11 protein-coding genes are annotated in these 11,346 nt (G+C 75.0%); 6 read left to right on the top strand and 5 right to left on the bottom strand.

From position 1 onward, the window contains the following. Positions 1 to 907: 907 nt before the first annotated feature. Positions 908 to 1,174 (bottom strand): helix-turn-helix transcriptional regulator, encoded by a 267-nt coding sequence (locus D0Z06_RS17040; protein ID WP_233517757.1) that lies wholly within the window; start codon positions 1,172 to 1,174, stop codon positions 908 to 910. Between the two features lie 565 nt (positions 1,175 to 1,739). Further along, positions 1,740 to 1,916 (bottom strand): hypothetical protein, encoded by a 177-nt coding sequence (locus D0Z06_RS25880; protein ID WP_199522376.1) that lies wholly within the window; start codon positions 1,914 to 1,916, stop codon positions 1,740 to 1,742. An 848-nt stretch (positions 1,917 to 2,764) separates the two neighbouring features. Here D0Z06_RS25880 and D0Z06_RS17030 point away from each other — a divergent pair. Next, on the top strand, positions 2,765 to 3,475 hold the full coding sequence (locus D0Z06_RS17030) for a DUF4333 domain-containing protein (protein ID WP_117378733.1): 711 nt from the start codon (positions 2,765 to 2,767) through the stop codon (positions 3,473 to 3,475). A gap of 43 nt (positions 3,476 to 3,518) precedes the next feature. Here D0Z06_RS17030 and D0Z06_RS17025 read toward each other — a convergent pair whose 3' ends face one another. Further along, entirely contained in the window at positions 3,519 to 5,000 is a 1,482-nt protein-coding gene (locus D0Z06_RS17025) for a peptide ligase PGM1-related protein (protein ID WP_147332078.1), read from the bottom strand. Between the two features lie 99 nt (positions 5,001 to 5,099). Further along, complete coding sequence (locus tag D0Z06_RS17020; RefSeq protein ID WP_117378752.1) at positions 5,100 to 6,134, bottom strand: LLM class flavin-dependent oxidoreductase; 1,035 nt, start codon at positions 6,132 to 6,134, stop codon at positions 5,100 to 5,102. 80 nt (positions 6,135 to 6,214) lie between these two features. On the opposite strand from D0Z06_RS17020, the gene D0Z06_RS17015 reads away from it, so the two are divergent. After that, positions 6,215 to 6,904 carry a LamG domain-containing protein gene (locus D0Z06_RS17015; protein WP_117378731.1) on the top strand — a complete coding sequence of 230 codons (690 nt, stop codon included), beginning with the start codon at positions 6,215 to 6,217 and terminating at the stop codon, positions 6,902 to 6,904. Between the two features lie 69 nt (positions 6,905 to 6,973). Further along, positions 6,974 to 8,911 (top strand): putative bifunctional diguanylate cyclase/phosphodiesterase, encoded by a 1,938-nt coding sequence (locus D0Z06_RS17010; protein ID WP_117378751.1) that lies wholly within the window; start codon positions 6,974 to 6,976, stop codon positions 8,909 to 8,911. A 155-nt stretch (positions 8,912 to 9,066) separates the two neighbouring features. Here D0Z06_RS17010 and D0Z06_RS17005 read toward each other — a convergent pair whose 3' ends face one another. Then, a complete protein-coding gene (locus D0Z06_RS17005) occupies positions 9,067 to 9,861 on the bottom strand; it encodes an SGNH/GDSL hydrolase family protein (RefSeq protein ID WP_117378730.1) in 795 nt (264 codons plus the stop codon). 201 nt (positions 9,862 to 10,062) lie between these two features. Here D0Z06_RS17005 and D0Z06_RS17000 point away from each other — a divergent pair, with 201 nt between their 5' ends. From D0Z06_RS17000 to D0Z06_RS16995, 3 genes are read left to right on the top strand one after another with little or no spacing between them, the layout of a single operon-like run. Next, complete coding sequence (locus D0Z06_RS17000) at positions 10,063 to 10,632, top strand: transglutaminase-like domain-containing protein (protein WP_233517756.1); 570 nt, start codon at positions 10,063 to 10,065, stop codon at positions 10,630 to 10,632. Beyond that, on the top strand, positions 10,601 to 10,747 hold the full coding sequence (locus tag D0Z06_RS26435) for a hypothetical protein (RefSeq protein WP_233517755.1): 147 nt from the start codon (positions 10,601 to 10,603) through the stop codon (positions 10,745 to 10,747). The genes D0Z06_RS17000 and D0Z06_RS26435 overlap by 32 nt, the downstream gene beginning before the upstream one ends. Before the next feature lie 53 nt (positions 10,748 to 10,800). Next, entirely contained in the window at positions 10,801 to 11,346 is a 546-nt protein-coding gene (locus D0Z06_RS16995; protein ID WP_233517754.1) for an NUDIX domain-containing protein, read from the top strand.

Genomic DNA, 11,346 nt, shown 5'->3' with positions numbered 1-11,346 from the left:
GTTGCGAGCGACGTTCACGACGTCGTCGCGGAACTCCTTGGGGTAGGGCTTGGGCACGGTGAGCATCCTTCCAGCGGCGCCTCTCGGCACCACAGATCAGATGTCACCTACTCGTGCAGCAGTCCCGGGGCAGGCCAGGGCTGCCCGCCTTCTCCGCCCACGCGTACTGGTAGTGCTTGGCCCAAGCAGGCTGACGGGCCCTCACGCGCCCGCCTCCTGTCCCTCGACGTTCCGCACCCGCACCCGAGGGGCGCAGGCCAGACCGACCAGGGCGCGCGAGGGCACCTCGGTCCGTGCGAGGACGGTCCACCGCTCACCCCGGCATTCCAGGGTCAGTTGCAGGGCTTCCCCTGCAGTGATCGCCACACGGGTTCCGTTCGGCATGGCCTCCCACTCCTCCAACGAGGGCGTGGACCACTCCGGGATGGTCTTCCACGTCCTCGTGCGGACTGGGTGGGACACGGGTGCCGGCTTGCTCCGCACCACCCGTCGGCGGAACCACGAGACGTCCGGGCCGGAGGGCGTGGTCGCGATCGGGGCGCTCACAAGGACACCGCCAGCAACGCGGACACCGCCAGCGGCTCGCAGAACGTGCCCACAGGAGAGGGACACCCAAGCACACGGGTCAGCGTTGCGGGCCTGCTTGAGCGGACGCTCACGCGCCCACGGGTGTGCGCTCGCCATGCGGGGTGGGCCGTCTCCTCGGGGAAGGTGGCGACGATCGGCGCGCATTCGTCGCACGGAGGGTGTGGCGCGTTCGTCCAGCCCAGCGCGTGCCCCCAGGCAGCGGAAGCCGCACACCGGTCGCAGAGACCGGCGCGGTCGGCGTAGGCGTTCCGGCGGCGGTCCCATGCGCGGGCCTGACCGATGGTTTCCGGGGTTTCCGCGCGGGTCAGCTCCGGGGCGGTCACGCGGCGCTCGTCTCAACGCGACCGGCGGAAACGAAGCAGTGCAGTTCGGCCAGGTTGTAGAGCACGGATCGGCCGACCTTGTGGAACGTCGGCCCACGTCCGTGGTGCCGCCACTGGCGCAGGGTGCCGGGAGCGAAGCCGAGCACCTCGGCGGCCTCGGGCTCCCGGAGCCAGACCGGACCGGTCAGGTGGGCACTGCCGTAGGCCGACGGCGGATGAACGTCGCGGCCGGTGGGCATGGACGAGGTGACGTGCTTTCGCACGGGGCTGCCTCCGATGAGACGGAGGGGCCTCCAGTCAGGCACGACCCGAACGACGGGCAGCCCAACAGGGAGACCCCAGGTGAATGGGATCTCCCCGGGGCCGCTACGCCTCGCCGTCCAGGGGGCTTCGTAGTCGTCCGGGGTGTGCCTTCAGGTCGTTCCACAGGCCACATGTGGTGCATCGCCTTGCCCCGCTGGACTTCGGGGCTCGATCGGGCCGTTTCGTCTCGAAGGATACTTCGTAGACAGCGGGGCCGTGGTGCAGACGTGACGCAAGCGGCGGATGAGGCAACTGCCCTCTGTGGGGTGAGGGCGACACGCGCTGCCCTTCGGTGGACTCCCTGAACCTGGCCGGCCCAAGCTCCGGGGTCGTTACCGACTTAGTTACCGACCACGGAGGTAACGGCCCCTCATCCCCAGCGACCTTGACTGACTTCAGTCGTCGCATGACAGCATGAACTAGCTGTTCAGAGGAACATCGCCGCACGAGGGCTAACAGGGAACAACCAACCAGTCTGCTAAGCACTTGGTCGCAGGTTCGATCCCTGCCGGGCGCGCGTGGCCGTCACCCGGCCCGGGCGCGCACGCGTTCCGGGTAGCGGGCGGTGCAGGTGAAGGCGCCGGCGATGAACACGCCGGGCAGGACCCGGTTCGTCCAGTCGCTGGTGCTCGGCGCGACGACCGCGATCCAGCCGAGGACGGCGGTGGTGAGGAAGGTGATGCCCCACACCAGGGTCAGCACCCGGTTGACCCGCCGGAACTCGGGGTGGTCCCAGACCTCGGGCGGGGTCTGCTCCCGCGCGTACTGCTCGGTGAACGGGACGAACGCCAGGGAGCACAGCGCGATCAGCCCCAGGGCCGCTGGAGAGCACCATCGACCAGCGATCCAGCCAGTCCCGGTCCTCGGCGCCCACGAACGCCCCGATGACCGCCAGAGCCGCGAAGAACGCGATCGTGGCGACGTCGAGGATCTTCGGCCGCCGCTGGGCGACCGACGGCAGGGCCAGGACGACCGCCACCAGCGCCGCGCCCAGCGCGCCGTACTCCCAGGTGCTCGGGCTGCCGGCGACGACCCAGAACCGGCGACGACCCAGAAGACGATCCACGGGACGAACCCGGCGAACGGGCTTCCCGCAGCACGGGTCAGCAGACCCGTCGCGCTCGACCCGCCCCCGGGCCGTCCGGCCTCGTCCATCCTGGGCCTCCCCAGAGATGCGCTCCGCAGCGCTGGACCTGCGCGGTGGGTCGGGGTGAACCGCGCTCGCGGTCGCCTGTCGATCCCCTTCGGTCGCGCTCCGGCACGTCGACGACCGGCTGCGGACGACGTGCCCGATCAGCGACCTGTCGCCGATCCCGGGGTGCGCGCTCGCCCCCGGTGGGCGACGCCCGCCCGACCGCTGCCCACGCTGCTGGAGCGGCGCGACCTCGACCGGCTCGACGAGACGCTGACCCGCTGATCAGCGCGGCGTTCACCCGATCGGGTGAACGCCCGGCACTTGGACCGCCCTGCAAGTGCGCCGCAAGTCCGCCCGAAGCGCGGCGCGGCACGGTTCTCCCCGAGCCCCCCCAGCACCGTCCGAGGAGAACGCCATGACCCAGCAGATCAACACCCCGCACGGCGGCGGCCCGGCTGCTTACCCGCCGCCCCCGCCGGCCGGCTTCGGCGGCCCGCCGGCCGGCTTCGGCGGCCCGCCCGCCGGCTTCGGCGGCCCGCCCCCGTTCGGCGCCCCGCCGGCCGGCTGGGGCCAGCCCCCGGCCGCTCCGAAGAAGAAGCGCACCGGCGCGATCGTCGGGGGCATCGTCAGCGCCCTCGTCGCCATCGGCGGCCTGGTGGTCGGCGCGATCTTCCTCTTCGGCGCCACGACCATCGACACCGCCGAGGCCGAGCGGCAGATCGCCGCGCTGACCGAGGACCGGGTGGGCCTCGCGGCGAGCGACGTGACGTGCCCCGAGGACGTCGAGGCCCGCGCCGGCAACACCTTCACCTGCACCGCCACCCTGGACGGCCAGGAGACGTCGTTCACCGTCGAGCAGACCGACGACGAGGGCAACGTGGAGTTCACCAGCGACCACTCCTACACGCTGGTCGCCGACGTCGAGGGCTTCCTGGCCGACGAGATCGGCGCGCAGGCCGGTGTCGAGGCCGTCGCCACCTGCGAGGCCGACGGGCGCACCGTCCTGGTGGGCGCCACCCAGGCCCCGCTGGACTGCACGGTCACCAACGCCACCGACGCGACCGACAGCGTCGACGTCGCCGCCGAGGTCGACGAGACCGGCACGGTGAGCTACGAGGTCCTCTGACCGCCGAACCACGCAGCGGAGGGGTGGCGCCGGGAACCCGGCGTCACCCCTCCGCCGCGCGTCCGGCGCCGGCCGGCCGCCGCGCCGCCTCGTCGATGCACGCACGGGTCCGCTCCACCATCTCCAGGGCCGCCGCCGTGGAGGTCGCGATGGCGGTCAGCCCGCACCGGCCGTCGATCGCCAGCCCGGAGAGCATGTGCAGGACGACGCCTGTCCGGGTGCCCCGGTCGAAGCGCAGGCCCGCCGCGGTGACGGCGTCGACCACCCGCCGCGGGTCCAGGCCGGTCCAGTCCGGGTCCACGAGGTTGTCCGTCGAGCTGTAGGCCCGGATCTCGCCGTCCTCGGCGACCCAGCGCCCGCCCTCGACGTCGTAGCGACCCGGGACCAGGTTGCGCAGCACGGCGTAGGGGTGGGTGGTGCCGCCCTTGCGGAGGTTGATCTCGAGCGCCTGGACGTGCCACCGGTCGCCCGTGGCGGAGGCGACGAAGTCCACGCCGTACCGCCCGCGGGCCCCGCACCGGGCCAGTGCCTCCCCCGCCGCCGATCCGTACCGGCCCAGCTCGGCCGCGTAGCCCGAGTCCGCGGGGAACGTGCAGCCCAGGTAGACCTGCCCGCTGTCCCCGCCGAGCACCTGCTCGTGGGTGGCCAGCACGGTGACGCTGCCGTCCGGCGAGATGTCGCCCTGCACGCTGGGGCTGGCGAACCGGTCGCCGGTGACGAACTCCTCGACGACGCCACCGGAGCGCAGCGCCGCCAGGAACCAGCCGGGCAGTCGCCGGGCCGCGTCGCGCAGCCGGCCGGCCGCCCCGGGCAGGCCGTCGCAGCGCAGCACCACGTTGCCGTCACCGGCGCCGCTGTCGTCCAGCTTCACCACGACACCGGCCGCCCCGGGGCGGCGCCGGAGCACCTCCCCCGCCGCGCGGTCGACGTCCTCGACGCTGCGGACGTCCTCGCAGCCGAACGGCACCGGGACGCCGCTGCCCCGGAGCAGCCGGCGGCCGGCGCTCTTGAACCCGAGCGGCCACAGCTCCGGTGCGGTCCCGTTGATCGGCGCGTCCAGCCACCGCGCGACCTGCACCTCGTCCGCGGTGACGTTCCAGGGCTCGATGAACGCCGGGCGGTCGCCGATCCACCCGCGGAGCCCGGCCAGCAGGTCGGGGCGGTCCAGCAGCTTCGCGGCGATCGAGCGGCCCGAGCGGTCGGGGACGACGAGGACCCGCAGCCGGCGGCGCACCGAGGCCCGCTCGGCGGGCGGCACGAGGGAGAGGTAGTGGTCGACCACGGCGTCGTCGGGCGGTTGCGAGCTCGTGAAGACCAGTTCGGCGCCGGGGATCCGGGGCAGGACCAGCGCGGCGACCAGGTAGCGGTGCTCGAGCGCCGGGATCCGGTCGACGTAGTGCGACAGCAGCGACTCGCCCAGGCTGAACGACGGCAGCGCGATGAGCACGTGCGGTACCCGGGAGCCCGGCTTGTCGACCGCGCAGGCCGTCTCGAGCCGTTGCTGCAGCTCGGCGAAGTCCCTCATGGCCACCACGTCCGGACGCTCGTCCCCCGCGCGCGGTCCACATGCTGCCGGTGGCGAGCCCCCCGGCCAAGGGGCCTCAGCCCGCCCGGGCGAGGGCCCTCAGCCGCCCCGGGCCCACCCGATCGCCGGCGCGACCTCCCGGGCCACCGTCTCGAGCAGCCGGGCGTTGTACTCGACGCCCAGCATGTTGGGGACGGTGAGCAGGAGGGTGTCGGCCTCGCGGACGGCGACGTCCTTGGCCAGCTCCTCGGCCAGCTGGTCGGGCTCGCCCACGTAGCTCTTGCCGAACCGGGCGCGCACGCCCTCCAGCAGGCCCACCTGGTCCTCGCCCGACCGCTCGCCGAAGTAGCGCCGGTCGAGATCGGTCGTCACGGGGATCACGCTGCGGCTGACCGACACCCGCGGGGTGCGCTCCCAGCCGGCCTCGGCCCACGCGGCGCGGTAGCGGGCGATCTGCTCGGCCTGCAGCTCGTCGAAGGGCACCCCGGTGTCCTCGACCAGGAGGGTGGAGCTCATCAGGTTCATCCCCTGGCGGGCGGTCCACTCCGCGGTCGCCCGGGTGCCCGACCCCCACCAGATCCGCTCCCGCAGCCCCGGCGACTGCGGCTGGACGGCCAGCCGGCCCGAGGCCCCGCCGGTCATCCCGGGGTCGGCCTCGACCACCGTCCGGCCGGAGACCGCGGCCAGGAACAGCTCCGTCTTCTGCCGCGCGAGGTCGGCGTCCGTCGTCCCCGCCGACGGCACGTAGCCGAAGGCCTCCGAGCCGCGCAGCGCCGTCTCCGGCGAGCCCCGGCTGATGCCCAGCTGCAGCCGGCCGTCGGCGAGCAGGTCGGTCGCCGCCGCCTCCTCGGCCATGTAGAGGGGGTTCTCGTAGCGCATGTCGACCACGCCGGTGCCCAGCTCCACCCGCCGGGTCCGCGCCGCCATCGCGGCCAGCAGCGGGAACGGCGAGGCGAGCTGGCGGGCGAAGTGGTGCACCCGCACGAAGGCCCCGTCGAGGCCGATCTCCTCGGCGGCCACCGCCAGCTCCACGCTCTGCACCAGGGCGTCGCGGGCCGTGCGCACCTGCGAGCCCGGCACCGGCTGCCAGTGCCCGAAGCTCAGGAAGCCGATCCGCTTCGGTTCTGCGTCCACGTCGTCCACCTCTCTCCTCGTCCGGGGAGGGCAGCACCGGTGGGCGGCGCGGTGTTCCCGCGCACCGCAGGATGGGTGCCGTGACCGGCCCCTGGGTCCTCGTGCTGGACGAGCGCTTCGCCACCCCTGCACCGCTCGGCGGTTTCGCCGGGGCCTACCCCGGCTGGGGGCGCTACGACGGGCTGACCGACACGACCGGCCGCGGGCGCTACGACACCGCGGCCACGGTCTCGGTGGCCGGCGGGGTGGCCGACGTCTGGGTGCGCAGCATCGACGGGCAGCCGACGGTGGCCGCGCTCCTCCCGCCGGTCGGTGGCGACCCGTGGTCCGGGCAGGTGCACGGGCGCTACGAGGTGACCTTCCGCGCCGACCCGGTGCCGGGATACAAGATCGCCTGGCTGCTCTGGCCGGCGTCCGACGTCTGGGACGACGGTGAGGTCGACTACCCCGAGGGCCCCCTCGACGGCGAGTTCGCCGCGCACAGCCTGTGCATCGGCGCCGCACCGGAGTTCTGCTTCCACAGCGCGCCGCTGGGGCGGATGTCCGGCTGGCGCACGGCGGTCACCGAGTGGGCACCGGGTCGGCTGGCCTTCCTGCTGGACGGCGCCGTCGTCGGCGAGACCACCGACCCCCGGGCGATCCCGACCGGGCCGATGCGCTGGGTGTTGCAGACCGAGACCGCCGACGCCGTCGCGCCGGCGGCCGCCGCGGAGGGGCACGTGCAGATCGCCGGGCTGCGCATCTGGGCCTGGTCTGGTGACGCGGAGTGATCGAGTGACCACGACTCTCCGGGGACGGGGTTCCGTCACTCACGGAGTTCCATCGGCCACCCTGTGTCGGTGACCCTGAGCGCTCCCGACGTCCCGCGGCCCCGTGCCGGCGGCCCCGGCGCGGCCGGCTCGAGGCTGCGGGCCATCGACACCCTGCTCGCCGACCGCGGCCAGCTGTTCCGGGCCCTGTTCCTCACCGCGCCCATCCCGAAGGCGCTGGTCGACCCGGACGGGCACTTCCTGGTCGTCAACGAGGCGCTGTGCACGATGACCGGGCGGGTGCCCGAGGACCTCGTCGGCCGGCACGTCGACCTGCTCGCCCACCCCGACGAGGCGCCGGTCCCCGACCGGCCCGGCGGCACCGACGAGCCGGTGGACCCGTGGCTGCGGGTCGACGGCGAGCGCCGGCTGCGGCGGGCCGACGGCACCGAGCTGTGGGCGCTGCAGTCGCACGAGGTCGTGCACACCAGCACCGGGCAGCCGCACTTCGCGGTCCTCTCGCTGGTCGACGTCACCGACCGCCGCCGCGCCGAGGAGGACCTGGTCCGGCGCGCGTTCACCGACCAGCTCACCGGCCTGCCGAACCGGCGGGCGCTCAACGACCGGCTCAACCACGCCCTCGCGCTCTCCCGCCGCCGCGGGCTGCAGGTGGGCCTCGTCCACCTCGACCTCGACCGCTTCCAGGCGGTCAACGACGCGCTCGGGCTCGAGGGCGGCGACCAGCTGCTCAGCCAGGTCGCCGACCGGCTGCGCTGGAGCACCCGGGTCGAGGACACCGCCGTCCGCCTCGGCGGCGACGAGTTCCTCATCCTGGCCGAGGACGTCGAGGACCTCGACGGGCTGCGCGCCCTGGCCGACCGGCTGCTGACCGTGCTGGACGACCCGTTCCTCATCGGCGACCGCGAGATCGTGCTGTCGGCCAGCGTCGGGCTCACCCTGGGCTCCGACGTCGCCCCCGACGACCTGCTCCGCCAGGCGCACGGCGCGCTGGCCCGGGCCAAGGCCGACGGCCGCCGGGCCCGCATCGAGGTCTACGACGGGGTGCTCAGCGACCGCGAGGTCGACCAGCTCCAGCTGGAGGCCGACCTGCGCAACGCCCTGGAGAACGACGAGCTGCGGCTGTTCTACCAGCCGATCGTGGCGCTGTCGGACGAGACGCTGCTGGGGTACGAGGCGCTCCTGCGCTGGCAGCACCCCACCCGCGGGCTGCTCCCGCCCGGCGCGTTCCTGGCCGCCGCCGAGGACAACCGGCTCACCTCGCGGCTCGGCGCCTGGGTGCTGCGCCGGGCCTGCGCGGACGCCGCCGGGTGGCCGGCCGGGCTGCGCGTGCACGTCAACATCTCGGCGCGGCACCTGGCCGAGCCCGGGTTCGCCGACCTGGTCACCGACACCCTCGCCGTGACCGGGCTGCCTCCCGAGCAGCTCGAGCTGGAGATCACCGAGTCGACGGCGCTGTTCGCCGCCGAGGCGACCCTCCAGGCGGTCTCGGAGGTCACCGACGCCGGCGTCACCCTCGCCCTCGACGACTTCGGCACCGGCTACTCGGCGATCACCGCGCTGCACCGGCTGCCCATCCACACGGTCAAGATCGACCGCTCGTTCGTCGCCGACGTGGTCACCGAACCCTCGACCGCCGCGCTCGTGCAGGGGCTGGTGCAGCTGGGCCTGGGCATGGGGCTGCAGGTGATCGCCGAGGGCATCGAGGACCTCGACCAGGCCCAGTGGTTGCGCGACCACGGCTGCGTCATGGCGCAGGGCTACGCGTTCGGCCGGCCCGCACCGCTGCCGGCCCGGGACACCGCCGCGGAGGGGGCCCCGGACGACGCGACCGGCACCCTGCCGCCCGGTGTGGTCACCGTCGAGGACGTCCTGGCCGCGGACCCGGCGCCCGGGGCGGACGCCGGACCGCCGGACGACGCGCTCCCGGTCGGCGACCCCACCGACGACGGCACCGCGGACGACGGCACCGCGGACGGCGGGGACGCCCCCGGGCAGCCGCGGCCCTGATCACCGGCGGGGTGGCCCGCGCCGCGACCGACCCGCCCGGGGTCCTACGTCTCTGGGTGCCCCAGCACTCCGATGACGTAGGTGCCGGGGACCCCGACAGCGCGCCCGGCCCCGTCACCCGGGTCGACAGGGCCGCGCGCGCACGGTGACCGCCCTCAGACCCGCGGCAGCGCCAGCGGCACCGGGCGCTTGGCGGCGCGGCCGTCCCCGGAGGAGCGCCCGCGCACCCGCCGGGCCACCCACGGCACGACGAAACCGCGCAGCCAGGCGATCTCCTCGGCCACCGCCGCCCGCAGCGCCCGGGGCGGCTGCGGGACCAGCGGCTCGCGCCAGTCCCCCTCGGCGGGCAGCCCCAGCGCCGCCGCGGCGGCCAAGGCGGTGCGGCGGTGACCCTCGGCGGTGAGGTGGATGCGGTCGCCGTCCCACAGCCGCCAGTCGTAGAGCCACGGCGAGCCCCAGAGGTCCAGCACGACCGCGCCGTGGCGGGCGGCGATCGACCACAGCGAGGCGTTGAACACCGCGACCCGGCCCCGGGTGCGCCGGATGATCGGCGTCTCCCGCGGGTCGACGCCGGTGGCCAGCAGCACGTCGGCACCGGCGGCGCGGAACCGGGCGACGGCGTCCTCAAGGGCCGCGGCCAGCCGGTCGGGGTCGGCGCCGGGGCGCAGCAGGTCGTTGCCGCCGGCCACCAGGCTGACCAGGTCCGGCCGGGCGTCCAGCGCGACGGGCACCTGCTCCTCGAGCACCTGGCCCAGCAACCGACCCCGCACGGCCAGGTTGGCGTACTCGACGTCGTGGCCGGCCGCGGCGGCCAGGTGCCCGGCCAGCCGGTCGGCCCAGCCGCGGAACTCCCCCGCGCGGTCGGGATCGGGGTCGGAGAGCCCCTCGGTGAAGGAGTCGCCGAGGGCGACGTAGCGGTGCCAGGGGCTGCGGGACGGCGAGACGTGCACGGTCCCACTCCAGCACGCCCTCGCCGCCGTCCCCGCGGGCGTGCCGCGTGAGTGAGCCCACACCCCGCCCGACCAGCACCGACGCCACGATGGTCGGCATGCGCACCGACGTCGCCGCCACCCTCACCGTCTCCTCCCCCGCCCCGGCGACGGCGCTGCTGCAGGTGGCCGCCGCGGCCCCGCTCGCCCGAGCAGCTGACCGTGCTGTGCGACGGGCGGCCGCTGGACGTCGAGGAGCTCGCCGTCGGCGAGGCCCGGGTGCACCGGGTGCGGCTGGGGGCCGGGACGACGACCGTGGCCTACACGGCGGCCGTCGACGGTGACGGCCCGCCCCGCCCGGTGACCCCGGCGGCGTGGGCGGAGGCGCTGCGGCCCAGCCGCTACTGCCCGTCGGACGAGCTGGAGGGCTTCGCCACCGCCGAGTTCGACCGCGGCCTGCCGCGCCCGGAGCTCGTCGCCGCCGTCGCCGGCTGGGTGCACGACCGGCTCACCTACAGCGCCGGCGCCAGCCGCCCCGTCGACACCGCCGTCGACACCCTGCTGGCCGGCCGGGGCGTGTGCCGGGACTACGCGCACCTGACCGCCACGCTGCTGCGGGCGCTGGAGGTGCCCGCCCGGCTGGTCGCCGTCTACGCGCCCGGGCTGGACCCCGATGGACTTCCACGCCGTCGTGGAGGCCGACGTCGACGGCGTCTGGCACGTCGTCGACGCCACGCGGCTGGCCCCGCTGCACTCGCTGGTGCGGATCTGCTCGGGCCGGGACGCCGCTGACACCGCGTTCCTCACCACGCTGGGCGGGGTGGCCCGGTTCGAGTCGATGGCGGTCACCGCGACCGTCGACGGCACCCTGCCCGCGGCGTCTACCGCCCCGCACCCGCTGCCCTGAGCCCCGGCCCGCCCGGGTGGCCCGGGTCCTTCGGGTGTGCAGGTGCCGCGGGGATGCCCGAGGCTGGCCGGGTGCGGACGACGGGCAGCAGGGAGGTCTACCGGAACCCGTGGATCCGGGTCCGGGAGGACGAGGTGGAGCTGGCCGACGGCTCGACCGGCGTGTACGGCGTCGTCGAGAAGGCCCACTTCGCCCTCGTGATCGCGGCCGAGCGGGACGGCTTCTGGCTGGTCGAGCAGTACCGCCACCCGGTCGCCCGGCGCACCTGGGAGTTCCCCCAGGGCACGTGGAGCACCGGGGCCGGGGGCACGCCCGAGCAGCTGGCGCGCGCCGAGCTGGCCGAGGAGACCGGGCTGCGGGCGGCGTCGCTGCGCCACCTGGGCCACCTCGACCTGGCCCCCGGGCAGTCGACCCAGGAGTTCGACGTCTGGCTGGCCACCGGGCTGACCCCCGGGCCGACGGCGCGGGAGGTGACCGAGGCCGGGATGGAGACCGCGTTCGTGACCGAGGCGGAGCTGCGGGCCATGGTCCGCGACGGACGGTTCACCGACGCTCCCAGCCTGGCGGGCTACGGCCTGCTGCTGCTCGACCGCACCTGA

Origin of the sequence: Geodermatophilus marinus (assembly GCF_003428645.1) — a bacterium.
Taxonomy (GTDB): domain Bacteria; phylum Actinomycetota; class Actinomycetes; order Mycobacteriales; family Geodermatophilaceae; genus Geodermatophilus.
This window is presented reverse-complemented; position numbering and strand designations above follow the sequence as displayed.

Bases quoted from the DNA above. Each gene is read 5' to 3' on its own strand.
- D0Z06_RS17030 (WP_117378733.1), top strand. From the start codon at position 2,765: ATGACCCAGCAGATCAACACCCCGCACGGCGGCGGCCCGGCTGCTTAC.
- D0Z06_RS17025 (WP_147332078.1), bottom strand. From the start codon at position 5,000: ATGAGGGACTTCGCCGAGCTGCAGCAACGGCTCGAGACGGCCTGCGCG.
- D0Z06_RS16995 (WP_233517754.1), top strand. From the start codon at position 10,801: ATGCCCGAGGCTGGCCGGGTGCGGACGACGGGCAGCAGGGAGGTCTAC.